This window comes from Aliiglaciecola sp., assembly GCF_039982535.1.
Taxonomy (GTDB): domain Bacteria; phylum Pseudomonadota; class Gammaproteobacteria; order Enterobacterales; family Alteromonadaceae; genus Aliiglaciecola.
Genome location: NZ_JBDWYG010000082.1, coordinates 36,237 through 61,006 on the forward strand (window position 1 = coordinate 36,237; position 24,770 = coordinate 61,006).

At 41.6% G+C, this 24,770-nt stretch carries 19 protein-coding genes; 9 read left to right on the forward strand and 10 right to left on the reverse strand.

Annotation, left to right across the window (positions count from 1 at the left end):
• Nucleotides 1-4: 4 nt before the first annotated feature.
• The gene (locus ABJV04_RS21095; RefSeq protein WP_348493736.1) at nt 5-2,350 is read right to left on the reverse strand and encodes a TonB-dependent receptor; all 2,346 of its coding nucleotides are present in this window, start codon (nt 2,348-2,350) and stop codon (nt 5-7) included.
• Between the two features lie 407 nt (nt 2,351-2,757).
• Here ABJV04_RS21095 and ABJV04_RS21100 point away from each other — a divergent pair, with 407 nt between their 5' ends.
• Nucleotides 2,758-3,180 (forward strand): hypothetical protein, encoded by a 423-nt coding sequence (locus ABJV04_RS21100; RefSeq protein ID WP_348493738.1) that lies wholly within the window; start codon nt 2,758-2,760, stop codon nt 3,178-3,180.
• 185 nt (nt 3,181-3,365) lie between these two features.
• On the opposite strand, the gene ABJV04_RS21105 is transcribed toward ABJV04_RS21100, so the two are convergent.
• A complete protein-coding gene (locus tag ABJV04_RS21105) occupies nt 3,366-4,235 on the reverse strand; it encodes a DMT family transporter (protein ID WP_348493739.1) in 870 nt (289 codons plus the stop codon).
• Between the two features lie 213 nt (nt 4,236-4,448).
• Between ABJV04_RS21105 and ABJV04_RS21110 the strand changes: the two genes are divergently transcribed.
• The gene (locus ABJV04_RS21110; RefSeq protein ID WP_348493741.1) at nt 4,449-6,215 is read left to right on the forward strand and encodes a DEAD/DEAH box helicase; all 1,767 of its coding nucleotides are present in this window, start codon (nt 4,449-4,451) and stop codon (nt 6,213-6,215) included.
• A 51-nt stretch (nt 6,216-6,266) separates the two neighbouring features.
• Here ABJV04_RS21110 and ABJV04_RS21115 read toward each other — a convergent pair whose 3' ends face one another.
• The 4 genes from ABJV04_RS21115 to ABJV04_RS21130 all read right to left on the reverse strand — a co-directional run bounded on the left by ABJV04_RS21115 (nt 6,267) and on the right by ABJV04_RS21130 (nt 11,117).
• Nucleotides 6,267-8,072 (reverse strand): sensor domain-containing diguanylate cyclase, encoded by a 1,806-nt coding sequence (locus ABJV04_RS21115; RefSeq protein ID WP_348493743.1) that lies wholly within the window; start codon nt 8,070-8,072, stop codon nt 6,267-6,269.
• A 468-nt stretch (nt 8,073-8,540) separates the two neighbouring features.
• Nucleotides 8,541-9,362 (reverse strand): M90 family metallopeptidase, encoded by an 822-nt coding sequence (locus tag ABJV04_RS21120; RefSeq protein WP_348493818.1) that lies wholly within the window; start codon nt 9,360-9,362, stop codon nt 8,541-8,543.
• A gap of 261 nt (nt 9,363-9,623) precedes the next feature.
• Entirely contained in the window at nt 9,624-10,481 is an 858-nt protein-coding gene (yghU, locus tag ABJV04_RS21125; protein WP_348493745.1) for a glutathione-dependent disulfide-bond oxidoreductase, read from the reverse strand.
• Between the two features lie 81 nt (nt 10,482-10,562).
• Nucleotides 10,563-11,117 carry a carboxymuconolactone decarboxylase family protein gene (locus ABJV04_RS21130; RefSeq protein ID WP_348493746.1) on the reverse strand — a complete coding sequence of 185 codons (555 nt, stop codon included), beginning with the start codon at nt 11,115-11,117 and terminating at the stop codon, nt 10,563-10,565.
• Between the two features lie 177 nt (nt 11,118-11,294).
• On the opposite strand from ABJV04_RS21130, the gene ABJV04_RS21135 reads away from it, so the two are divergent.
• Nucleotides 11,295-11,960, forward strand: a complete 666-nt coding sequence (locus ABJV04_RS21135; protein WP_348493748.1) for a haloacid dehalogenase type II — start codon at nt 11,295-11,297, stop codon at nt 11,958-11,960.
• Nucleotides 11,961-11,964: 4 nt separating this feature from the next.
• On the opposite strand, the gene ABJV04_RS21140 is transcribed toward ABJV04_RS21135, so the two are convergent.
• Complete coding sequence (locus ABJV04_RS21140; protein ID WP_348493750.1) at nt 11,965-12,567, reverse strand: TetR/AcrR family transcriptional regulator; 603 nt, start codon at nt 12,565-12,567, stop codon at nt 11,965-11,967.
• Nucleotides 12,568-12,959: 392 nt separating this feature from the next.
• Between ABJV04_RS21140 and ABJV04_RS21145 the strand changes: the two genes are divergently transcribed.
• Complete coding sequence (locus tag ABJV04_RS21145; protein ID WP_348493752.1) at nt 12,960-13,514, forward strand: type 1 glutamine amidotransferase domain-containing protein; 555 nt, start codon at nt 12,960-12,962, stop codon at nt 13,512-13,514.
• Between the two features lie 68 nt (nt 13,515-13,582).
• Nucleotides 13,583-14,263 carry an SDR family oxidoreductase gene (locus tag ABJV04_RS21150; RefSeq protein WP_348493754.1) on the forward strand — a complete coding sequence of 227 codons (681 nt, stop codon included), beginning with the start codon at nt 13,583-13,585 and terminating at the stop codon, nt 14,261-14,263.
• Between the two features lie 50 nt (nt 14,264-14,313).
• Here the strand turns inward: ABJV04_RS21150 and ABJV04_RS21155 are convergent, their stop codons facing one another.
• Nucleotides 14,314-14,751 (reverse strand): OsmC family protein, encoded by a 438-nt coding sequence (locus ABJV04_RS21155; RefSeq protein ID WP_348493755.1) that lies wholly within the window; start codon nt 14,749-14,751, stop codon nt 14,314-14,316.
• 476 nt (nt 14,752-15,227) lie between these two features.
• On the opposite strand from ABJV04_RS21155, the gene ABJV04_RS21160 reads away from it, so the two are divergent.
• Complete coding sequence (locus ABJV04_RS21160; protein WP_348493757.1) at nt 15,228-16,652, forward strand: aldehyde dehydrogenase family protein; 1,425 nt, start codon at nt 15,228-15,230, stop codon at nt 16,650-16,652.
• 79 nt (nt 16,653-16,731) lie between these two features.
• Here the strand turns inward: ABJV04_RS21160 and ABJV04_RS21165 are convergent, their stop codons facing one another.
• The gene (locus tag ABJV04_RS21165; RefSeq protein WP_348493758.1) at nt 16,732-17,715 is read right to left on the reverse strand and encodes an AraC family transcriptional regulator; all 984 of its coding nucleotides are present in this window, start codon (nt 17,713-17,715) and stop codon (nt 16,732-16,734) included.
• 167 nt (nt 17,716-17,882) lie between these two features.
• On the opposite strand from ABJV04_RS21165, the gene ABJV04_RS21170 reads away from it, so the two are divergent.
• On the forward strand, nt 17,883-20,063 hold the full coding sequence (locus tag ABJV04_RS21170; RefSeq protein ID WP_348493760.1) for a PQQ-dependent dehydrogenase, methanol/ethanol family: 2,181 nt from the start codon (nt 17,883-17,885) through the stop codon (nt 20,061-20,063).
• A 69-nt stretch (nt 20,064-20,132) separates the two neighbouring features.
• Here ABJV04_RS21170 and ABJV04_RS21175 read toward each other — a convergent pair whose 3' ends face one another.
• Nucleotides 20,133-20,609, reverse strand: a complete 477-nt coding sequence (locus ABJV04_RS21175) for a MarR family transcriptional regulator (RefSeq protein ID WP_348493762.1) — start codon at nt 20,607-20,609, stop codon at nt 20,133-20,135.
• Between the two features lie 206 nt (nt 20,610-20,815).
• On the opposite strand from ABJV04_RS21175, the gene ABJV04_RS21180 reads away from it, so the two are divergent.
• Both ABJV04_RS21180 and ABJV04_RS21185 read left to right on the forward strand, forming a co-directional pair.
• The gene (locus tag ABJV04_RS21180) at nt 20,816-23,119 is read left to right on the forward strand and encodes a TonB-dependent receptor (protein ID WP_348493764.1); all 2,304 of its coding nucleotides are present in this window, start codon (nt 20,816-20,818) and stop codon (nt 23,117-23,119) included.
• A gap of 168 nt (nt 23,120-23,287) precedes the next feature.
• On the forward strand, nt 23,288-24,595 hold the full coding sequence (locus tag ABJV04_RS21185; RefSeq protein ID WP_348493766.1) for an MFS transporter: 1,308 nt from the start codon (nt 23,288-23,290) through the stop codon (nt 24,593-24,595).
• Nucleotides 24,596-24,770 lie beyond the last annotated feature (175 nt).

Sequence of the window (24,770 nt, forward strand, 5' to 3'; positions counted from 1 at the left end):
GGGTTTAAGCCTTAAAATTATAGGTATAGGTTAACTGAACATTTCGGGGAAGTTCAGGGAAAACGAGAGTTGATCCAAAATAGCCGCCTTCAAACACCGGGCGCCAATTTGTTTCGTTGGTTAAATTATGCACTTCTAAGCGCAAACTTGATTGCTCAGACAGCGCTAAAGTAGTGTTAATGTTTATGGTGATTTGATCACGTATTAGCACTGTGGCTAAGTAGTCCAGCGGGTAGCTTTTACTGTAAATAGCAGAGCCTGAGACATCCCAGTTATCAAAAATTTGATAACCTAGATTGGCTGAAACTGTTTGTTGAGGAATACCTTGTACCCGCTGATTTGAGGCCTCAAAACCTGCAAAGTTAGGTGCACCTATGCCAGTGCCTTGGATAATATCAGGGCGAGAGTTGTCAAAGGCATCAGCCACTTGCTGAGAGTCTTGTGCACTGGCAGAGTTATCGTAGCGAGCATCTAAATAGCTGTAGCCAAGATTCGCCCAAAAGGCCTCACCTTGATAAAAAACCTGTGCTTCAAAACCTTTGGCAACAATTCCTGTATTACTGCCATCTCGGTTGCGTAAACTGCGAGTTTGTTCAAATATAGATGCATCGGCATACCAAGGTGTGCCGGCAGGAGAGTATTTCAAACCCAACTCGTAAAGGGTGTTTTCGGTTGCAAAGTTCAGTGGATTAATTTTATTGTCTGCACCCAAAACTGTGCCGCCGCCCATACTATTGGAAGTTGCTTCGTTATAACTATAAGTCGCGTATGAGACCATAGCGTCTGTGAGTTTAAAACGGGCAGAGGCAGAGCCAGAATATAACCAAGTTGAATAGCTGTCTTGAGCTGCAATTTGACCTTGAGGTGCAAGGGCGTCTCTGGCCTCTACATCGTAGTGATCTGCTCTGAGTCCAATAGTGGTGCTAAAGCGCTCGCTCCACTCACTTTCCTGTTCAACAAACAAACCTGTCTGCCAAGTTGTCGAATCTGTGGTGTCAGATAAAGAAAAGTCATTGATACCATCATCATCTATATCGTAATTTGCACCAGGGGAAACATATACACCAGGTCGCAACTCAACTAAACGAGCCTTTTGAGCGTCCGTTAATGGGATTCGACGCTGTTCAATGCTACCCAATAAATCGATGGGTAGGTCAGCTTCGGTGGTAAATTGACTGTAACCCAAAACATCGTTGTAGCGTAAGTCGATACCCCAGGTGGTCTGTTGTTCGGCTCGCCAAATTGAATGTATTTCTAGCCGGTTTTGCGCACTTTTAGCGCCGTCGATAATCTCAACAAAACTGTTTTGCGCGATCTCTTCTCGGTCTAAATATTGAAAATAACTGCGATTAGTTAAACTATGAATGGTGTTCAACTCTCGTTGGTATGTGCTATGAAAAACCAAGGTTTGTGCATTGTTGATGTTATCTGGATCGGTTAACACTGTGCTGCGAGGGATCTCCACCTCAGCGGTGGGAGAAACAACGGCAAATGCACCTGGTACTTGCGAACCATTGGGTTGAACACCTTGACCGGTAATATAGAGGCCATGATCGATTAAATTTTGTGTTGGTCGGTTAATACCAGCATTGTCGGTAAAATCCACATCATAATATTCAAAACTAATATCCCAACTTGATTTGCTATCTGGCAGCAGATGAAATGTAACGAATACATCCTCACTTTGAAATCCGCTAAAGTCATAATAACTATCATTATCGATATATTCAGCGCTCACACGCAGGGCACTTTTGCCTTCTTCAATGACAGTATTTACATCTAGCTGACCACGGTAATGCTGCCAGCTACCGGCATTGGCTTGGAATTTAATTTCAGTGCCAGATAACGAAGCAACTTTGTTGTTTAAATTAACAAAGCCGCCGTTTCTTTGGCTACTTCCTAAAATGACCGAAGGAGCGCCTTTTACTACGTCAATTTGGCCCACACTGTTAAATGATAGCGGGATCCCAAAACCATTATTACCGGCTTGACGACGCATGCCTTGTTGAAATAATTCACCTAATTGCCCGCGAATTGTGGGAAGGCTAGGAGCACCAAATCCACTTGCAGAATAAGTATTCGGGACTAGGGTTAGCACGTCTTGCAAATCATCAATAGACAGTTGCTCTAACATATCAGCAGAAATGGACGACACAGAACGGGCAATTTCCGTTAAGTTTTTGTCTTTTCCAAAGGGGCCATCAATGACTGCGTTCTTTGGAGACAAAACTATCGCCGGTTGCGCCTCGCCAGTAACCACTACATGCTCAATATTATTGTCTTGGGCTGCTACGGGGTAGCTTAATGCTAAACTCACACCCACTAACAACTGTTGTGATTTAATCACCATTGCTGTTCCTATATTTAATCTCTCTGAGCCTAGAGACCCATCGGTTTCGATTTTTATTGCACACTTATTACAAATAATTGGAAATGTGCTCATTTATATAAAAAATAATTATCTTTTTACTTTAGTTAAACATGATGATTTTTGCGTTGCTCATAGGCTAGGTGGCTTCGAGATATCTATTTTGTACAAATAACTTTTCATGTTGTTGGTCTCTATATATGTGTGACTTACCGATAAAGTTCTATTGAATTAAAAAAAGCTGAAAGAAAAATTAGAAAACTCGGTCTGATGGTATTCCTGATCTCAGGTAAACGGCGCTAGAAAGGCTGAAATCTCATCTACGTCAAACATTACGTCGATTAACGACGTTGAATAAAAATAATTAATTGTGTAACTAAGGAATTAATATGAGTGAAGCTCTTCCTAACGAAATTCGCAGCCGCTTACAGTGGTCTCTTTTATCTCTACGACTAGGCGTTTTCCTAGTTATGTTTGTTTGGACATTAGATAAGTTCGTCAACCCTGGGCACAGTATTAGGATTTTTGAACATTTTTATTCTATACCGGGAATGGGTGAAACCATGGCTTATGTGCTGGGCGCATTACAACTTATTCTGGTATTCGCATTTTTAGCCGGTGTCAAAAAGCGTATTACTTACGGTTTGATTTTCTTGCTTCACGGCGGTTCTACTTTATCAGCAGTGAGTCAGTATATGGACGCTTTCAATAACCTATTGTTTTTTGCTGCATGGCCAATGTGGGCAGCATGTTTCGCGTTATATATGTTGCGTACAGAAGACACCAAGTTCACCTTAGCTAAGCTAGCGTAAACTCGGATTTAAATTATCAATTGTTATTTAAACTAAAATAACAGTGTTAGCTAATTCGACGGAAGTGAAGTCGCAAATACGACGACTTCACTTTCATTCGCACTTTAGGCCGTTGATAATTGATTTTAACGGCTGTGCTTCCGAACGATTACTCACCAGTAGCTTACAAAATTCTATCTAACTCTTTACGCTCCCATCTCAACGGCTTTCTTAGGGGTTAAACTACTGCCTATCGAGGCAATGATAACCAAACCAATGGCTGTCCACTGCAAGAAGCTTAGTTGTTCACTTAAAATAACAAAACCCGCCAAAGCAGCAATCGCCGGCTCTAAACTCATCAGCACGCTAAAAGTTTGTGTTTGCATATTTCGCAAAGCGACCATTTCTAAGGAGTAAGGCAAGGCACTGGATAATATCCCCACCAATAAGCCAAGGGGTAAAACTTGCCAAGCAAATAAGCCTAAACCTTGGTTTACCGCACCAATTGGCACAATCACAATAGCGGCTACTGTCATGCCTAGCGCGACAGTGATCCCTCCTGACGCTTTTTTACCTGTACGAGTGCCAAACAAGATATAACCTGCCCAGCAGGCTCCGGCACCTAACGCCATTAATGAGCCTGTAAGATCAAGTCCTTGTGCGCTGCCTAAATCAGGCACTAGCAGAACAATTCCTGCTATGGCAAATGCAACCCAAAGTAGATCGCTTTTTCGCTTAAATCCAAATAAAGCCACGGCTAAAGGACCGGTAAACTCAAGGGCCACAGCTATCCCCAACGGAATACGCTCAATAGCGAGGTAAAACAGGATATTCATGCCACCTAAACACAAACCGTAAATAATAATACTTTGCCAATCTCGCCCCTGAGGTAATGCTCGCCAAGGACGAAACACTAACCAAAGTACCGCAGCGGCAAAACCTAAACGCAGAGCAGTGGTGCCATCTGGCCCAACTAAAGGAAAAAGTTGTTTTGCTAAAGACGCGCCGCTTTGAATTGTTACCATAGCGAGTAAAACACAGCCTACGGCAGTCAGCACTACACGATTAATTTGCATCTACAATATGTCCAAATAACCAATTATCGAAGTGTGGGCATTCTACCTGAGGTAACTCAAAACCGGCAGAAATTATTACGGTAAAATACAAGCTTGAATCGAATTAAATGATGAATTACCCACGGCTTCTATAATTTGTAAAACACCCTGGGCTCTATGTTATTCTATGGGCAATATTTACCGTCCCTTCACCTAATCACTATTCTAAACATCATGAGCCAAACATTCATATTACGAGACTACCAAACTCAAGCAGTTGAGGCGTGCATAAAGCATTTTCGTCACAGTGATGATCCTGCGGTGATTGTATTGCCTACAGGTGCAGGTAAAAGCTTAGTGATTGCAGAGTTGGGTCGGTTGGCAAAAGGTCGGGTGATTTGCCTTGCTCATGTAAAAGAGTTGGTTGAACAAAATCATCAAAAACTTCTTGCTACGGGTTCGCCAGCGGGTGTTTTTTCGGCGGGTTTGGGCCAAAAAAATACAACAGCGAAAACAGTCTTTGCCAGTATTCAGTCACTTTCTGCTAACTTAGACGGATTTCCAGAGCCCGCCAGCCTGATTATTATTGATGAATGCCACCGAGTGGGTATGGACGAAAGCGGTCAATACCATAAAACCTTGGCGCACTTTCGTGCACTGAATCCTAGGGTAAAGGTGCTTGGCTTAACCGCTACACCTTATCGGTTAGGTAGCGGGTGGATTTATCAGCAGCATTATCATGGTTACACACGGCCATGTATCAGCTCTTTTTTTAAAAAGTGTATTTTCGAATTACCACTACAACAGATGGTAAAAAAAGGATATTTAACCCCGCCTATTCATTATGATGCAGCCATTGCCCATTATGACTTTAGTTTGTTAACTGAAAGTTTAGACGGCGAACAAAATACCGATGATATTGCCTTAAATGAACTCATTCACAAACACCCACGGGTGACCCAAGCGGTTACTGAACAAATACTGCAGCTTAGCCAAGACCGTCAAGGTGTGATGATTTTTGCCGCAACCATTGATCATGCAAAAGAAATCAGCGGTTATTTACCTACAGAGCAAACGGCCTTGATTACCGGCAGCACCCAAATAAAACAACGTGATGAGCTAATAGCTGCGTTTAAAGCCAAAAAAATTAAGTATCTGGTGAATGTATCTGTATTGACCACAGGTTTTGATGCGCCCCATGTGGATGTGATTGCTATTTTGCGTCCAACTCAATCCATTAGTTTATTTCAACAAATTGTTGGTCGCGGTTTGCGTCTGAGTCCTGGGAAAAAGGACTGCTTAGTATTGGATTACACTAACAATGGTTACAATATTTTTCAGCCTGAGATTGGCGAAAAGAAACCCACACAAGATTCAGTTGCTGTTCAAATCCATTGTCCGCAATGCGGGTTTGCCAACGCATTTTGGGGTAGAAAAGACACTGAAGGTAACATTCTTGAGCACTTTGGGCGTCGCTGCCAAGGCTTGCTGGAAAGTCCTGAAGAGCTAAGTGCAGAGTCACAATGTAGTTACCGATTTCGTTTCAAAAACTGTCCTTATTGCAACCAAGAAAACGATATTGCCGCCAGACAATGCCAGCACTGCTCGGAGAAATTAATTGATCCCGATGATGCGTTAAGAAAAGCGTTAAATTTAAAAAACAATAAAGTACTGCGTTGTGCAGCCATAACCCCAGAAGTTATCTGGGCAGATAAGTGCTTAAAAATTACCTATCACGACGAAGACGGCCTCACGTTATCGGAAACTTTCCGTTTTAATTACAAAAATTCAAGGCAAACTTTTAACGAGCAGTTTGCACGAAGAATCGCTAACGCAAGTCAATCAGTTCAGTTCCAGTCACTTGAAGAACTGCAGGAGTTTTTACCTTACCTGCCTGTGCCTGACTTTGTGATAGCCAAAAAGCAAAAGCATCACTGGCAGGTGACCGAACGTTTATTTGATTACGAGGGGCCTTACCGAAAAGCCAATGAACTTGGTTAACTTGCACTGCATATGGATATTTAGGCTCTAACCCTGCAGTTTTTGTTTATTTTACACCTTAGGACTTGGCTGACTTTGATTGCGGCCATTTTCTTTCGCTATATATAGTTGTTTATCTGCCTGACTTATTAATTTTTCTAAATTGTCATTTGCAGTGGGGACTATAGATGCAAAACCCACGCTTAGGGTAATATACTTGTAACCGCTTAGGTCATCGCGTTGGATATTTTCTTCAATCACTGCTTGGCGAATTTTTTCTGCAATTTCTCGTGCGCCTTTTTCATCTGTTTGCGGCAATACTAATATAAATTCCTCGCCGCCATAGCGAGCGAGCAAATCTGTTGGACGTTGAACCTGCTTCAAAATACAGGAAGCCACCCTAATTAAGGCGACATCGCCTTGTTGGTGGCCATAGCTATCATTGTATGCTTTGAAATGATCAACATCACACAAAATTAGTGATAGTGGCGACTGCTGACGCACAGCTAACGCCCACTGTCGAGCATAGGTTTCATCAAAAACTCGTCGATTGGCAATGCCGGTTAAGGGATCTTTTTGAGAAAGCGCTAATAAACGAGTATTGGCTTTTTCAAGTTCTGTCGTCCGTTCAACAACTCGTTGTTCTAATTGTGAAATAGAAATAATCTGAGCACAGGCTAAACGCGCTAAGCTGGAAGACAAGTGTCTTACTTCGGGTATAAAGCTTTGTTGAAAGGGGGCTTTTTCTAATTCGTTCAACGCGCCATCTAAGGCCATATTGCTGATATTCTCAATGGGTTTGGCGATAAGTTTTGTGACTGTAGCTCCTAAGACAATCATAGCTAACAGAGTTACTAGGGTGAGAATAATCGTATCTGAAGTTTTACCTTTTATGGTTGATATAGTCACATCAAGTGGTTGTAAAACAGCCAGTTCCCAGACTTTTCCATAGCCTAACTGAATGTCTTTGTATGTAACAACGTAATCGCGACCATGCAATTCAATCAGTTGCTCTTGGGAATTAAGTTGTAAAAATACGGCCAACTCTTTTAGTAATTTACTTGGGTGATTGTCTAACGTAAAACGCGTGTTTGTTGCAGGATCCGCAACCAAATAGTTTTCGTTTGTTGAAGCTAGCAAAGTTCCATCTTGCTCAAATAAAAAGGCAATACTCTCGTTGTTCAATTTGAGTTTATGTATGTAATCACTAAGGCTATTTAAACTCATATCTACAGCGGCAACAGCTACGGGCACATTTTGATCATTGATTATGGCTTGAGAGAAACTTATCGCATATTTTTTGCCTTCAAGATACTGGTATACGTTACCCCAGCATGGTGTTTGTGGTTGGGATATAGCACATCGCATAAAAGGTCGAGTACGGGGATCATAAGGACCTATGTCCTTCGCCAATATACTGGGCATGTCTTTATCATTTACCTGATAACCCTGTAGGTGTCCTTTATCATTTTTGATATTAGTGGCAATTTCTAAGGAGTTACTGCGTAAAGGTGGCCTGGAAGCTGCGATATAGCGGCCATCATTGAATGCTAAGGTAACAAAGTTAAGCTGATCAGATTGGCGTAACTGGCTAAGCAGCCATGGTGAGTTACTGATTGGATTTTCGCTAGAAAGCACTTTTTTATCTAACGCTGTAGCGTTATTTAACACCAGGGTAGGCATGATTTCCATCATGTTCGTAACATAACTTTCAACATGTTGACTAATTAATTCATTGAAAGTGTGAGCCATCTCCACAGCAACAGCGCGGTTATTGTTGTATGACACTGCAGCGAAAACGCCAGTTGCAATGATAAGCAAACACGTAAATGGCACTATGATTAATATGCGTAGCGGCAAAGAGCCTGGTATTTTCATTATAAATTAATATCTTTGTATAGTTGGAACTTGTCTACTTGGTTGGTTATCACACAAGTTCCATATGCTTATGACGTTATAAAGAGATTCTTGACAGTATTGATTGGTGGTGAAGAATAAACATCTTATTTGAGCGTATTATAAACGACGCTATTTAAAAGTATAAGGATTAACCGCAAAAAAACATGGCTAACTGCATTATTTTCACTACCCAGTTACGAATAAACAACACAACCTTTATCTAACCAAAACCATGTCAATCACTAAAGCAGGAGATTAACGGAATTTGCCTGAGAAAAATATTACACGTTAGTCGAATGTTTTTACTTAATGATGCATAAAATGTCTCTTAGACGATAGGAAATGGCGAGCACCTTTGTAATTTAAATAGGTATTTACACTGTAACCAGTATCAACAGCGAAATGTATTTGAGCACAAACTCATTATCAAAGGTAAAACGCAGTGAATTACCAAAGGCTAGGGTCTACCCGGTAATATAAACTCAGTTGTTGATAAAGTTTGGGATGCTCATGTTTGAGTTGCTTGGACTTTTCAAAAAATACTTCGCTCGCCACCGCAAAAAACTCTGCGGGATTGGTCGCTCCGTAATAATCAAAAATTGAGTGTGTTCGGCTATGAGCATGATGTTTAAGTTGTTCAAATTGGTCTGAGAAAACGTCGGCCCAACAGGCGTAACTTTGATCTTTTCCCAAGATTGGCGCGCCATCAGCTAAGCCGTCTTCTTGGTCTAGTTGATGGGCAAATTCATGGATCACCACATTATGACCATCGTCAGGTACATACGCACCATCTAAGGTATCTTGCCAGGACAACACTATCTTGCCGTATCCCCAAGATTCCCCAGACATGGCGACCTTCTGACTGAAATGCACACCATCCGAACTGCGGCTTTGTTGCTGTTTAGCAAAGGCGCGAGGATAAACCAAGATAGTGCGCAATTTCGGGTAATAGTCGGTTTTACGATTGAGTAATAGCAAACAAGCTTGGGCAGCAATGGTCACTTTAATCTCGTCGTTAATAACAACACCATTGCAGCCGACAAAGTTTTTTTCGGATAAAAAAATCTGGATGTGTTGTTTTAATTGTAACTGCAAATCCGCAGGCATTTTTCTAAAGTAGGGCATTCTTTGTTGCAGGATTTTTCGCCAATGCTTGGCAAAGGGCACCGCGCTGACTTTTTTTCGTTTGTAGTCACGCCAATAGGGCTTACCTAGTATGACGGCAATAATGATAGTACCAATTAACACCGGTATTAAAATAGGCAGCATGGGGATCTTTGGAAAATTGACTTCACTGATAAATAGGGCTTGGCTCAATGCTTTTCAAGGATTAGCTAAACGTTATCCATCGTAACTATCCAGATGTCTGACTATTAACCTTGGGAAATTGGCGTTTTAGTGACTGATAATTTAGCCTGCGAGCTAGAGGATTCTTTCCTAAGAAGGGGATTTCAGCGTGTATTTTGTTAAAAAGCCAAACAACAAAAATGCTGTTTGGCTTTTCAATTATTGATTTTATCAACCTAAAACTTATGCCGGTTTGAGGGCTAGAACCTTGTCAATATCTTCCGCACTATGACGGTTGTCAAGGTGTTCCCAGGCTTCTCCCCAGTCACGATTGACGATGCGACCACGTTGCACCGAAGGACGGGCTAATATTGCTTTTGCCCAGCGCTGCACATGGCTGTAATCGTCAACTTGCAGAAAATCCTTAGCATCGTATAGATTACCCAAAACAAGGTTACCGTACCAAGGCCATGTGGCTATATCTGCAATGCTTAATTCATCACCAGCGAGAAATTCATTTTTAGCTAACTGTTTGTCCAACACGTCGAGTTGGCGTTTGATTTCCATGGTGAAGCGATTGATTGGATATTCAAACTTCTCCGGAGCATAGCTATAGAAGTGACCAAAACCGCCGCCCAAATAAGGTGCTGATCCGTGTAACCACATTAGCCAATTTGTTACTTGAGTGCGCTTAATCACATCTTTAGGCAACAACACATCAAACTTTTCTGCCAAATACACAAGAATTGAGGCAGACTCAAATACCGCCAGTGGCTCTTCAAAGGAGTGGTCTAGCAAGGCTGGAATTTTCGAATTGGGATTAACGGCCACAAAACCAGATGAAAACTGATCACCTTCACCGATCTTAATCATATGCGCGTCATATTCTGCATCTTTACCCAATGCCAATAACTCTTCGAGCATAATGGTCACCTTTTGCCCATTTGGGGTGCCCATTGAGTATAACTGCAGTGGATGCTTGCCCACTGGTAACGCTTTTTCGTGAGTAGCACCTGAAACTGGGCGGTTAATACTCGCCCATTTGCCACCATTTTCAGCGTCATGAGTCCAAACATCGGGTGGGGTATATTGTTTATCCATTATTATCACTCCTAGAGTACTTTAAACTTTGCACGGGGTTGGTAATTAAACCTTAACCTATTTATTTAAGGTTTATGATCTTTACGCTTTTTTAGACCATGCAAATTTTTCGAAAGGCTGGTCAACAGGGGTACTAGCGATATGGTTAGTGTAGTTACTAATTACTTTTTGCGACAAAGCTAAAATAATTTCTAACACTTGCTGCTCACCGTAACCTGCTGCGTAGAACTTGTCTAAATCTGCTTGAGATACAATGCCACGGTTACGCACAATAGTGATGGTTGTATCAAACAAAGTCTGCAATTTAGCGTTTGGCATTGCTTCTTGGTTACGCAAAGCTTCCGTCAATTCCGCAGCAACTCCCATTGAGTTTGCGATAAAGGTATGCGCGGGAACACAATAACCACAACCATGCTCTACATTGATGGCCTGCCAAACAACGGTAAGCTCATCTGCATTAAAGGAGGTATCCATAAATAATTGATGCAATCTTTGGTACGCCTCTAGGGTTTGAGGAGAACTTGCTAAAACGCCATGAAGATTAGGCAGCATACCAAAACCTTTTACTGAATTTTCTAATAAAGGTTTACTGTCAGCTGGAGCAGATTCAATTGTGTGAATAGTTAATGTAGTCATGATAAGTTCCTTAAACTTTTATCTATACCGATTGGTACGGATTGCTTGGTTTGCATTGTACCGACCGGTACGTTAAAGTCAATGGTGATTGCTAGAATATTTGTTTAGTAAGCTTATTTCGTCTTGCAAAGATAACTTAAGTGGCTAAATCTATTGGTAAAAACAGGGCGGGGTAGTATGAAAGTGAATTTGGCATTTGATGTTTACGGCACATTGATAGACACCCAAGGGGTGTTAGAACAGTTAAAAACCCTGGTTGGGAATAAGGCACAGTTGTTTTCTGATACGTGGAGAACAAAACAGTTAGAATACTCGTTCAGACGGGGCTTAATGAGCCGTTACGTGCCGTTTTCCATTTGCACTCAAGATGCCTTGAACTTCACCTGTGATTTACTCAATATCAGTTTCACTAAGTTGCAAAAACAACAACTTTTAAAACAATACGGTTGTTTACCTGCCTTTAATGATGTCGCAATTGCCTTGCCTAAATTGGCACAAAAGTATCGATTAATTGCCTTTTCCAATGGTGAGTCTGATTCGGTTCAAGGCCTACTTGAACAGGCTGAAATTGCAGATTATTTTCATGCTGTAGTGAGTGCCGATGAAATTAAAACATTTAAGCCGGATCCGCAGATATATCAACATTTGTTAAATAGAATTGATGCAACTGCCCAAAACACTTGGTTGATATCTAGTAACCCATTTGATGTAATCGGCGCTAAGTCACTTGGTTTGCATGCCGCATGGTTAAAACGCAGTGCTAATGCGGTTTTCGATCCTTGGGGAGTAGAGCCTGATATTGAAATTAGCCAATTAGATGAGTTGCTAAATGGCCTTAAGTAGGTAATTAATGCAGTCCTATACCGTTAATAATAGTATCTATTGAGCGTGCAAGTTCTTCTTTGCTGATACCGGAACGGGCCATCGAGGCTGTTCCTTTTAACATGGTGTATAGACTAAGGCCGTTGGTATGGGCATTGTGATTTAAGCCTAACTCAATAGCTTCAGGATCGTGCTCAAATAAATCTGTATACAATTGCATGGGCATGGCTTCGGCTTCCACAAGGATCTGTTCCGCCTCTTTAGGAATAACGCCACTAATGATTTCAGATTGGCAGAGCACTAAATAACATCCCTTCACTTGCTCGGAGCTACATTGCATATCAACAATCGACATCATATGGTTTTTAAGGCGCTGTTTTAAAGGCACCCCTGCCTCAAACAATAGCTCAACATGGGCTTTCATTTTGGTTTCAATGTAGCGTTGGGTGGTCTTCACAAATAGTGACTCTTTGTTACCAAACGCACGATACATACTTGGCTTACTAATGCCCATGCCATCAGTTAAATCCATGAGTGATGCACCGATGTAACCTTTCTGCCAAAAAACATGCATGGCGGCGTCCAGTGCAGCGTCGGAATCAAATTCTCGTTTACGACCGCTTGCCATTACTTTTACCTATAAAATGAATTGTCGCTTATTATACCACTCGGTACGGAAAATTGAAGAGGTAAACATTTATTACGATATTTTCGCTGCTCTAATTACGGAATCAGTCTGAAAAAACACGCTAGAAGAATAACAACGAAATACCTTTTAGGGTAAGTAGGCGGCAGGGTAACAATGTGAAAATCTTACAAAGTTAATTGGCGAAACCACAGGAAAAACTGATTTAGCTAACGCTACCTTTTTAGGGAAACCCTCACACTGCCTAATTTTAATGGGTTGGAGGTATCTCTGTGTGTTGGTATAGGTGTTGCAACTCATACTCTGTTTCTGCAGAAGTTTGCTCTCAATAAATGAACTTTTGCATATTAATTAACCGAGTAATTGGAGAAGTTATGTCAAACAGTACTATGTTAAATACTAAAACCCTTGCCATTATTGCCACCCATGGTTTTGAACAAAGTGAATTGTTGGATCCAAAAACTGAGCTCGAAGCAAGAGGCGCAATCACCCATATCATTTCTATTAACGGTAATGAGACAATACGGGGCTGGGACGAAAAAGACTGGGGTGAAGAAGTTAAAGTCGATAAACAAATCGAACAAGCCAATATCAGTGATTATGATGCAGTTATTCTGCCCGGCGGACAGATGAATCCAGACATTCTTCGTACCGATCCAAAAGTGGTGAATTTCATTAAATCAGCGGATCAAGAAAGTCAGATCAAAGCCATAGCGGCTATTTGTCACGGTCCTTGGTTATTGGCCGAAGCTAACATTATTAAAGGCAAAAAAGTGACTTCATACCCCAGCATTAAAACAGATTTAAAAAATGCCGAGGCGAACTGGCAAGATTATGAAACCGTAGTGGATGGTAAGCTGATCACCAGTCGTAATCCGGATGATATCCCTGCTTTCATAGAAGCGATTAGCGAAAAATTACTGAATTAATAGTTGATTGGCTTACAAAGCATGTGAGTGATCAGGTTACTTTCGTTTGAAGTATAGGAGATATTTTAATGGCTGAAGAAAAAGTGGTATTGATAACGGGGGCGTCTAGTGGAATAGGCGCCGCAACAGTAGAAAAAGTGGTTAAAGCCGGACATAAAGTAGTAATAACCGCGCGCAGCATTGATAAATTAAAGGATATTGCAAAAAAGTGGGGCGAAGAACAGGTTTTACCTGTTAAAGCTGATGTCACTAATTTGTCCGAAATAGAAGGTGTTGTGAACCAAGCTATCGATAAGTTTGGTCGCTTAGATGTCGTGTTTGCAAATGCTGGAACGGGTTCTAAAGCTGCCGGTATTGAACAAGGTGATGTCGAAGATTGGAAAACCATGCTAGACGTGAATATTAATGCATTGTTATTTACCGCCAAAGCTAGTTTGCCCTATTTACGCAAAACCCAAGGACACTTTATTATTACCAGTTCGATTGCCGGAAAGATTACCCTCAAGGGCTCGGTATACGGTGCTTCTAAGTGGTTCGCTTACGGCTTTGGTAAAAACCTTGCAGAAGAAATGGCTCAGTGGAATGGGCGTTGTACTACTATCTGCCCGGGTATGGTTAATACGCCATTTTTTGATGAAGCTAAGCCGGATAAACTCGACCCCAGTGATGTTGCTGATGCAGTGCTTTATGCCATCTCAGCTAACCCACGATGTGACATTCGAGAAGTGTGTTTAATGCCAACTCATTAACACAACATAAGGTAGCCCAAGGGCTACCTTTTTTGATGATTGCTGCAAATTTAATTGTCTTTAAAAGATGTGATATCCAAGGTGATGTCACAGTTCAATAATTTCGAAATTGGACAATTTAACTTTGCTTCCACTGCTACTTTTTCGAAATCAGCTCCATCCATCCCTGGTACTTGCGCATCTAAGGTTATTTCAGATTTGCTGATTGAAAAGCCATCATCGTCTTTCACCAATGTTATTGCCGCTTTGGTTTCTAAAGTGCCTTTTTTAAAGCCCTGTTCTGACAAACTCATTGATAATGCCATGGTAAAACACGAAGCCTGAGCGACGGCGATTTGCTCTTCTGGATTTGTACCAGACTTATCCTCAAATCGAGTATTAAATCCGTAGGGATGATCTTGCAATGCTCCCGACTCCATTGATACATGTCCTTTACCGTCTTTTCCTAGCCCTTCATATTTTGCGGTTGCCCATTTAACAATTGCCATTTTATGCTCCTTAATCGAAACGCTGTTAGCGTATATTTAAGATGTCCGCAGAGTTGAGAATACTCTCAATATCTTTAGACCTGTGTTGCTAACATTGAACTAAGCAAGGCTTATTCCATTTAACCAAACGCGTCTTTGCACAGGGCGACAGGCGTTTGGTGTTCATTGGATGGAAAATTTAATCCGAGTTTCGAGTAAAAATTGCAGGCGATGTGTGTAGTCTTTACGCTCACTTTATTCACTATCTCTATCCCAATATCCTGCTCCTGAGTTCGGTTTTTACTTCCTTCTTTTAGCCGCTTTTTTCTGGCCCCTGATGAACAGGCGCTGGCTTGTCTGTTATTTATTGAAAAGTATCGTAACTATTAAGATGAAATATAACGTGAAATTTAATGTTTATTTATCATTCAATATCAGGTAGCTTGATGTATTGAAAAGTTTAGATTTTGTTTTATAAAAAAAATAAGGATAAAAATATGCAACAATTTAACATGACCATAAATGGCAAAAACTATACGTCTGGAAAAACCTTTGATGTGATTAATCCCGCGTTAGGTGTGCCATTTGCGACTTGTGCTTTAGGCGATGTCAGCACTGTTAATGAGGCTGTTGTTGCAGCAAAAAATGCCTTCCCAGAATGGAGTCAACTACCGGAAGAAGCCCGCATTGAAAAAATGAATGCCTTGGTTGGCCTATTAGAAAGCAACATGCCTGATATCATGGCACTTATTACTCAAGAAAATGGCAAACCCTTTAATGGTTTTGGCGGAATCGGTTCCGGCATGGAAGTGGGGGGCTCAATGGCTTGGATTCAGGCAACTTGCAGCTTTTCTTCTCCTATTCAAGTTATCCAAGACAATGACGAAGCTAGGGTCGAAGTACATAGAAAACCTTTAGGGGTTGTGGCTTCCATTACACCTTGGAATTGGCCATTACTGATTGCTATTTGGCATGTTATCCCAGCCTTAAAGACCGGTAATACTGTGATCATTAAACCCTCACCCCTGACTCCAGTGGCAACCATGCGCTTTGTAGAATTAGCCAACACAGTGTTACCACCAGGTGTGCTCAATGTTATTACCGGTGATGCAGATGTAGGTAATGCGATTTCAGCCCACCCAGATATCAATAAAATTGTATTTACCGGATCTACTCCTACGGGTAAAAAAATAATGAGCTTAGCCTCAAGTAACTTAAAGCGATTAACTTTGGAGTTAGGCGGCAATGATGCAGGCATCGTTTTACCCGATGCCGATGTGAAGGCCATTGCGCAGAACTTGTTTTTGTCCTGTTTCCACAACAACGGTCAAACCTGTGCTTGTTTAAAACGTCTGTATGTTCACGAGTCTATTTATGACGAAGTGTGCAACGCGTTAGTGGAGTTTGCTAATACGGTGAAAGTGGGCAATGGCATGGATGAGGAAACTGAATTTGGTCCGGTACAAAACAAAGCCCAACTCGATAAAGTCATTGAGCTGACAGAAGATGCTTTAGCCAATGGCGCGACACTTTTAGCTGGTGGCAAAGTCGCTGAGGGCGAAGGCTACTTTTTCCCGCCAACGATTATTGGTGATATATCTAACGGTGCACGTTTAGTAGACGAAGAACAGTTTGGGCCTGTGTTACCAGTTATTAAATACACCGATATAGACGAGGCCATTAAAATGGCTAATGACAACCAATTTGGCCTTGGTGGTTCAATTTGGTCATCAGACACTAAACAAGCTTATGCATTAGCATCGCGATTGGAAACCGGTTCTGTTTGGATTAATGAACACGGTAATGTGCAACCTGACGCGCCTTTTGGTGGGGTGAAACAATCCGGCCTTGGTGTTGAATTTGGACAACTAGGATTAGAAGAATACACCTCTGTGCAGACCATAAAAGTCAGTAAAGTGTAACCAAAGACAAGTTCTTCGCAGGTACAACATTGATAACAAGGGTAGCTTAATATCGTTAAGCTACCTTCGATTTCTCTGTTTACAGTTTAGATTTATTTAGGGTATCTGAGGGGCGTTCACCGAACTTCAGTTTATAGTAATGAGCAAACCTTCCTAAGTGATTAAAACCGTATTTAATTGCTACATCTGTCACATTAATGTCTTCTTCTGAACAGCGTAACACCTCATGTACTGCCGCTAACTTTTGTCCTCGAACATATCTCATCGGTGATTGACCAATAAAATGACTAAAGTGTTTATTTAAAGTAGAGGGCACTACACCTGTTACCGTTGCCAGTTGCTCTAAGGAAATATCTAGGTGGATATTATCGTGAATATAATCTCGCGCGCGTTTCACCGATCTTGGGGTGACATTATCGCGCCCAGCATTCAATTTATGCCGATAGTTATGGTGGGGTAATTGCAGTAGCATTAAACACAAGGTGTCTTCAATTTGTTGCAGCAGGGGAGCGGCGACTATGGGAGCAAGGGGAAGCTCTAATTGACGTTTAGCAAAATTCACCGCATTCATCCAACTTTTACCCTCGGCAGTGGTCAGATTAAACTCAGAATCAAATATTAACGGCTCTTGCAGTTCGTGGCCTAGCAGTTTGCTAAGGGTTCTTTCGACTTTTTCCCTATCTAAGCGAACCGTGAAAAAACTACAGTCATTTGACCAGCGCATATTCATGGCTTGATCGGGAGAAACCACGCTGGCAATGCCAGGCTTAATTTGAGTTATGACGTTTTCTATGGCTACTTCGGCCTGACCTTTCCATGGCACTTGGATCAGAAAGCAACTGCCTAATTGTTCCGTCTGGATACGCACAGCTGCGCCATAAGAAATATACACAAGCGCCGATTGGGCAAACTTTGCTTCATTCACCAGCACTGAAAGCGAGCGTGCATGCTCAAGCAGTTCAAACTGATGAGGGCAAAATATATTGCTTACATTTTTTAAGGTTTCATCCACATTTTTCGACGAAAACCGAGAAAACTGATGCAATGGCAAGTTGGAGTTCATATTGTTTTCTTATTTTTGTTCGTCTTGTTTTTTTTACGCCATTGTTCCTTTGCTGTCAATTGTTATCAAAATTGGATAGTTGAGCGCGAATTCGGATAGTGAGCCCTGTTGTTATCATTTACTGTGGGACGACAAATAATAAGAATCTCATTTTAAAAGGGGCCCACATGAATAGCGTATTGCTACAGAAAACCTCATCAACAATCAAAATATCTCTCATTCTACTGTCTACTATTAGTGTTTATGGTTGCGATAGCGCAAAGCAACAAGCCCAACCTGAAACACAAATTGGTTCACAACAGGCAACAAACAGTCAGAGTCAGTTAATGGCTGGGATTACAGATCAACGATTAGTTAATGCTGATTCTGAACCTGAAAACTGGTTATCCCACGGAGGAACCTACAAAGAACAGCGGTACAGTGCTTTGGATCAGGTAAATCTAAACAATATTGAACACTTAGGTCTGCAATGGGATTTTGACTTAGATGGCACTCGGGGGTTAGAAGCTACTCCCATTGTTGTAGATGGAGTGATGTATATTACCGGAAATTGGAGTCGCATTTATGCACTAGACGCTAAAACCGGCAGTTTGTTGTGGAAATATGATCCTAAGGTGCCACCTGAGTGGGCCGTCAATTTATGTTGTGATGTGGTCAATCGTGGTGTTGCTGTTTATGGTGACAAAGTTTATGCCGGCACCCTTGATGGTAGATTAGTTGCGGTAGATGCCAAAGATGGTTCGCTGGTTTGGGAAGTGCAAACCACTCCCACCGATATTCCTTATTCTATTACTGGCGCGCCCAGAGTGGTAAAAGGCAATGTCATCATTGGTAATGGTGGTGGTGAATTTGGTGTTCGTGGGTTTGTCTCGGCCTATGATGCGCAAACCGGTGCACAGAATTGGCGTTTTTATACCGTGCCAGGGGATCCTAACAAGCCCTTTGAAAACCCTATTTTAGAAATGGCCGCTAAAACCTGGACAGGGGAATGGTGGAAGTTAGGCGGTGGCGGAACTGTATGGGATTCTATGTCCTATGATCCTGAGCTTAATTTACTGTATATCGGGGTGGGTAATGGCTCTCCTTGGAATCAAAATATTCGCAGCCCCCAAGGCGGCGATAATCTTTTCCTATCATCCATAGTCGCAGTTCGTCCTGATACGGGTGAGTATGTTTGGCATTATCAAACGACACCTGGAGATAGTTGGGATTACACCGCTGCACAGCAAATGGTGTTAGCGGATATGGAAATCGATGGCAAATTACGTAAAGTGATTATGCAAGCGCCCAAAAATGGCTTTTTCTATGTACTCGATCGAGAAACGGGCGAGTTTTTATCCGGCGAACCCTTTGTTAACGTGAGTTGGGCCACGCACATTGACAAAACAACCGGCAGACCAGCCGTGGTTGAAGGCGCACGGTATAAACAAGAGAATTTCATGGGACTGCCAAGCCCGTTTGGTGGCCACAGTTGGCACTCCATGAGTTACAGTCCTGATACTGGATTAGTTTACATTCCAGCGATGGATCTGCCTTTTAATTTTCAAAGCGATGCAAATTTTGAATACAACTCCATTGGTGTAAACCTTGGGATCGATCCTGTGGTAGGCGCAATGCCTGAAGATGTGAACATTCGTAAAGCGATTAAGGCGATGTTCAAAGGGTATTTGCTAGCTTGGGATCCGGTTAAACAAGAGGCGGCTTGGTCGGTTGAGCATAAAGTTTCGTGGAATGGCGGCGCTTTATCTACCGCTGGTGGATTACTCTTTCAAGGCAATGGAATTGGTAATTTCAATGCTTACAATGCAGCAAATGGTGACAAACTGTGGTCATTCAACGCACAAACTGGCATCGTTGCTGCACCCGTCACCTACGCAATAGACGGTGAACAATATGTGGCAATATTGGCAGGTTGGGGGGGTATTATGCCGTTACTTCTAGGTGAAGCGGTTGCCGATTCTGCCGCCAATAAAGTTAATCGTGTGTTGGTCTTCAAATTGGGCGGCAATAAACAACTTCCTCCCCTGAATAATGTGGTGAAACGAACTCTCAATCCTCCTCCTCAAACCGCATCTGAAGAGGTGATCAATCACGGAAGAGCTACTTATCAGCAATTTTGTTTTAACTGCCACGGTGACACTGTAGTGTCTGGCGGAGTGTTGCCTGATTTACGTTACAGCCCATTTAATCTGAATAAAGAAGCGTGGAAAAGTGTGGTTTTAGGTGGAGCTTTATCGTCTAACGGAATGGTCTCATTTAAACAAGTTCTTGAAGAAAGCGACGTGGAAGCCATTCGTGCCTATGTCATCAAAAGGGCCCATGACAAGTTGGCTGAAGAAGATATGTGAGGAATTATTAAAGTAAAATCCTAGGCCCTTTGAGGGGGCCTAGGATTTTCCAAAGCATGCTACTTTAGGTTATGCTTCGTCTAGATTGAGGAAGAGCTTCTGCAGGGTCTGATTAAAGGTTTCGATTTGTTCAGCAGTGAAGTCCTCGTAAATATTGTCGAAAAGTTTTTGTGAGTTTTCGATAATATTGGCAATCACGTTTTTGCCTTTTTCAGTTAACTCTACAATTGACACTCTGCCGTCATTTTTACTGGTGCGAATTAGAACAAGTTGTTTTTCTTGAAGGTTATAAGTAGCTCTTGTGATGGTCGGAGTTTTTGCCACAGCATGGGTGGCTACCTCACTAACACTCAAGGTTCCCATTTCCCTAAGAATCATCAGTATACGCCAAGCGGTAAGGTTAATACCCTGTTTTTTAAGTGATTTTTCCATTCTCATGGAATAAGCACTTCCCACTCTCATTAGCCAGTAAAATGGGTATTGTTGGAATTCGAAACACTCTGACGCAGGTTTGAATTTATTTAGTTTATCAGTATTTTTTTTCATACATTCAACATGTTAGTTACATTTTTAACACAATAATGCTGGCAATATTACTTGATAAAAAACGTAAAAGACAATCATATTTTTTTAAAAAGCGCTTCTTCGATTAAAAATAAATCAAATATTGTTGAGTTATTACTTGACATGTAACGTAATAACTCATACAAATTAGCATAGAATAATTAGAACATAACCACTGGAGCACAAATATGTCACTCAACTGCAAGCTAAATAAAATAACTCGAACGATATTTAATGCGCGCATTCCAGCGTCTTTGGCCGTCGTTTCAGCTATCGCTATCACACCTGTACATGCACAAGAAGATGAAGCCCCGGCCGAGAGTAAATCTGGTATTGGCGCTATGATTGAAAAGATTCAGGTTACTGCGCGTAAGCGTGAAGAGAGTTTGCAAGAGGCTCCATTGTCGTTGACCGCATTTTCTGGGGACGGTCTTGAAGCTAGGGGGATAGAAAATGTTTCTGAAATAGGTGGTGTGACACCTAACCTGACGTATCAGAATAGTCCTGGAGCAGGTGGTTCGTCCTCTGTTGCCACTGTGTACATTCGCGGCGTAGGTCAACGAGACTTCTTGGGAACAATCGATAACGGCGTTGGTTTCTACGTAGATGGCGTTTATATCGCTCGAACCGTAGGTGCCACTGTTGATTTACTTGACGTTGATCGCGTGGAGGTTCTTCGTGGTCCTCAAGGGACTCTATTTGGCCGAAACAGTGTGGGTGGAGCTGTCGCACTTTACAGCAAAAAGCCCACAGAAGATTTTGAAGGTTACGTGGATGCAACCATAGGTACCGATTCATTAGCCAAACTAAAAGTGTCGGTAAACGGCGCACTAACAGATAATCTGTACGGCAACTTTTCAGCCTTAAGCGCGAGCCAAGACGGTTATGTAAGTCGTCCAGCTGGTGGTGATTTAGGTGATGACGATATGTTAGCGTTTCGTGGCTCTCTTCTTTGGGAAGCCTCAGATGACGTTGAAGTAAGTTTAATTCTTGACCACAGTACAGAAAATGAAAATGGTCCTGCATTTGAAATCGCAAATGCTGGTACCTTGGTAGATGGTTCTTTCGCTGGTTTCTATAACAATGTTTTGCAAGCTGAAACCTGTGGTTATCCCGCTGGACTCACCTCTACAGATCCTCTTTGTTACAACAATCAATATGCCACTGAAGGTGAGAACTTAGGAACAGCACCTACCTATTCAGACACCACAGCTTGGGGCGCTAACTTACAAGTTACCTGGGATATTAATGATAATTTACAGTTAAAGTCGATTACCGCGTATCGTGACTTGGACGCTGAATTTGCCAGAGATGCAGATGCATCGCCGTTAACAGTCGTACACTTTTACGATTCCTTCGAAGCATCACAGTTTACCCAAGAGATTCAGCTAATGGGTACCACTGAAAATGAGAAGTGGAATTGGATTACCGGTTTATATTACTTTGACGAAGAAGGTAACAACCGCAATATCAATGACTTCGCCATTGCTAACTTCGATAGTGACAACGACTTCACCACAACAAGCTCGGCGATTTATGCTCAAGCAACCTATAGTTTTACCGAGAAGTTAGACCTAACTGTTGGTCTTAGATATTCCGATGAAGAAAAGACCTTTGATCCTAATCAGGTTGTTATTAGCAACAATATCGGCCTTGAAGATGGTTCGTTACTTCTTCCTTTAGGTTTAAATTCAATTGACGTGCAAGAAACCACGCCAATGGTGAATTTAGCCTATAAAGCCTCAGATGAGTTGATGGTGTACACCTCTTACACTGAAGGTTTCCGTTCAGGTGGTTTTGTTCAGCGTATTTTCCCAGCGTTAGATACAGTGCCATCTTTTGGTCCTGAATATGTTGAGTCCTATGAAATTGGTTTCAAATATGACAGCAGCGATAAACCTTTCTCGGTTACCGGTGCGGTATTCCAAATGGATTACACCGACATTCAAGTAAGAACACAAAACCCAGGTTTTGTAGGCTTCTTTGAAGCGAATGTGGGTAGTGCTGAGATTTCAGGGTTTGAACTTGAATCTAAACTAGCCTTTGCTGATTATTGGTTTATTGAAGCTGCGGTTGGATACACAGACGCGAAATTTACCAACATCGATGTTGAGCCTCCTTTGGCGGCTGTTGTAACCGTTGATAGTAAATTTGACCATGTTCCTGAATGGTCAGGTAACATTAGTTTGGCTCGCGATGTTGAATTTGAAAATGGTTCTCTTGTAACGGCTCGATTGAGTGCAAATTATCATACTGAATACTTCAATAACCCAGACAACACAGACGGTATCATCACACCAGAAGTTACCATTGTTGATTTAACGGTTTTATGGCGTTCGCCTGATGAAACCTACGGCGTAGACTTTGGACTTAAGAACCTAACGGATGAAAAATATATCACCGCAGGTTACGAGTCTAACGTTGGTACAACTGAGATCATCAGAGATCGCGGTCGCCAATGGTATGCCTCTTTCAGATATAGCTTTTACTAAGCAAATTAAGCAACTTTATAAAAATCAGAGAAGTATTTGAGCAACTCAAATATTTCTCTTCGTATGCTGCGCTGTTAATCAATCGCTTTAAATGAGCAATTTAAACAGCGCAGGTTTCATCGAATATTTTTTACAAAGTGAATTCACTTGCTAAATAAAGAGCAATGTATGAAAGAAGAGCAACCTATACAAACCTTTGAGCATATTTTGGATGATGGAAAGTTATCCTCTACTCAAATACTTGTCGTATTAATTTCATTTTTACTAATGATTTTAGACGGCTTCGATATCACTTCAATGTCCTTTGTTGCACAGCGTGTAAGCGAGCAATTGCAAATAAGCCCCACTAATCTAGGGCTAGTTTTCAGTGTTACTCTGGCTGGCATGATGTTAGGTGCGATGTTAATTGCGCCTTATGCAGACAAAATCGGTAGACGTAAAATGTTGATTGCCAGTGTTATTGCAATTGGCATATCCATGTTTTTGACTGGTTTAGTTACTGAATTTTGGCAGTTAGCTTTGCTGCGCACTATTACAGGTTTAGGTGTGGGAAGCATGTTAGCTAATATCACCGCATTAACCTCGGAATACACCCCAACCAAATATCGCAGTTTTAGTGTGGCCATTATTTCCGCAGGATTCCCTTTAGGGGCAACTATCGGCGGTATTATTGTCGTGCCAATTCTGCCAACTTATGGGTGGGAAATTGTGTTCTTCAGCTTGGGAATAGCGACTTTAATCATGGCCGTTGTGGTGTGTTTTTTGGTTCCCGAATCATTGCAATTTTTGAAAACCCAAGGAACGGATAGTGCCTTAAAGCAAGTGAATGGCTTGCTGGTTAAAATGCAACGCAGCCCCATTAGTGAATTTGTTGTAGATAGCCAAATAAAAATTAACAAAGCCAGTGTATTAAGTTTATTAAGCCCGCAATTTAGAACTAAAACCATACAGCTATGGCTAACCTTCCTATTTGTCTTTATCTCCCTTTACTTCTTATTAAGTTGGTTACCCAAACTTATTATTAATGAAGGGCTAAGTGAATCAGACAGCGTATTTTCTGCGGTGGCATTAAACGGCGGAGGTGTAGTCGGCTCTCTTCTTTTGGGTTGGTTCGCGGCTAACTTTGGTTTGACCAAGTTAATCGGTATTTTCCTGTCAATATCTGGACTGGCGATGCTTTCATTTGGCCTGCTGTTTGAATATATGAATTTGTTTGTTTTGCTTTTTGTCATCGGCTTCCTATTACTCGGTGCCTACGTTGGCCTTTATTCAGCATCGGCAAAAATATATCCAACTGAGGTACGAGCAACAGGTATTGGTTGGGCCTTAGGTCTAGGACGTTTTGGAGCTGTTATCGGCCCATACGTTGGCGGTCTATTAATTACCTCTGGTTTTAGTATGGAGCTCAATTTTGCAGTCTTTGCTATGCCATTGTTATTAGCCGCGGCCTTTGTTTTCCAATTAAAAGTTCGCTGATGACAACTTTTATAGCCTGTTAATAACAACTGGCTAACCATCTATTTTTTAATTCTGTAGTCGCTTTAAAAAAGTAACCTAGATTTTTTGTGCATGATTATTTTAGCCAAATTATCATTAAAATATTTACATTAATATTTACTTGAATAATCATGTAATTTAAATTAGTCTTTTA

Excerpts from the sequence above, each read along its gene's own strand:
- ABJV04_RS21095 (WP_348493736.1), bottom strand. The coding sequence starts at position 2,350 with ATGGTGATTAAATCACAACAGTTGTTAGTGGGTGTGAGTTTAGCATTA.
- ABJV04_RS21100 (WP_348493738.1), top strand. The coding sequence starts at position 2,758 with ATGAGTGAAGCTCTTCCTAACGAAATTCGCAGCCGCTTACAGTGGTCT.
- ABJV04_RS21105 (WP_348493739.1), bottom strand. The coding sequence starts at position 4,235 with ATGCAAATTAATCGTGTAGTGCTGACTGCCGTAGGCTGTGTTTTACTC.
- ABJV04_RS21110 (WP_348493741.1), top strand. The coding sequence starts at position 4,449 with ATGAGCCAAACATTCATATTACGAGACTACCAAACTCAAGCAGTTGAG.
- ABJV04_RS21115 (WP_348493743.1), bottom strand. The coding sequence starts at position 8,072 with ATGAAAATACCAGGCTCTTTGCCGCTACGCATATTAATCATAGTGCCA.
- ABJV04_RS21120 (WP_348493818.1), bottom strand. The coding sequence starts at position 9,362 with ATGCTGCCTATTTTAATACCGGTGTTAATTGGTACTATCATTATTGCC.
- yghU (WP_348493745.1), bottom strand. The coding sequence starts at position 10,481 with ATGGATAAACAATATACCCCACCCGATGTTTGGACTCATGACGCTGAA.
- ABJV04_RS21130 (WP_348493746.1), bottom strand. The coding sequence starts at position 11,117 with ATGACTACATTAACTATTCACACAATTGAATCTGCTCCAGCTGACAGT.
- ABJV04_RS21135 (WP_348493748.1), top strand. The coding sequence starts at position 11,295 with ATGAAAGTGAATTTGGCATTTGATGTTTACGGCACATTGATAGACACC.
- ABJV04_RS21140 (WP_348493750.1), bottom strand. The coding sequence starts at position 12,567 with ATGGCAAGCGGTCGTAAACGAGAATTTGATTCCGACGCTGCACTGGAC.
- ABJV04_RS21145 (WP_348493752.1), top strand. The coding sequence starts at position 12,960 with ATGTCAAACAGTACTATGTTAAATACTAAAACCCTTGCCATTATTGCC.
- ABJV04_RS21150 (WP_348493754.1), top strand. The coding sequence starts at position 13,583 with ATGGCTGAAGAAAAAGTGGTATTGATAACGGGGGCGTCTAGTGGAATA.
- ABJV04_RS21155 (WP_348493755.1), bottom strand. The coding sequence starts at position 14,751 with ATGGCAATTGTTAAATGGGCAACCGCAAAATATGAAGGGCTAGGAAAA.
- ABJV04_RS21160 (WP_348493757.1), top strand. The coding sequence starts at position 15,228 with ATGCAACAATTTAACATGACCATAAATGGCAAAAACTATACGTCTGGA.
- ABJV04_RS21165 (WP_348493758.1), bottom strand. The coding sequence starts at position 17,715 with ATGAACTCCAACTTGCCATTGCATCAGTTTTCTCGGTTTTCGTCGAAA.
- ABJV04_RS21170 (WP_348493760.1), top strand. The coding sequence starts at position 17,883 with ATGAATAGCGTATTGCTACAGAAAACCTCATCAACAATCAAAATATCT.
- ABJV04_RS21175 (WP_348493762.1), bottom strand. The coding sequence starts at position 20,609 with ATGAAAAAAAATACTGATAAACTAAATAAATTCAAACCTGCGTCAGAG.
- ABJV04_RS21180 (WP_348493764.1), top strand. The coding sequence starts at position 20,816 with ATGTCACTCAACTGCAAGCTAAATAAAATAACTCGAACGATATTTAAT.
- ABJV04_RS21185 (WP_348493766.1), top strand. The coding sequence starts at position 23,288 with ATGAAAGAAGAGCAACCTATACAAACCTTTGAGCATATTTTGGATGAT.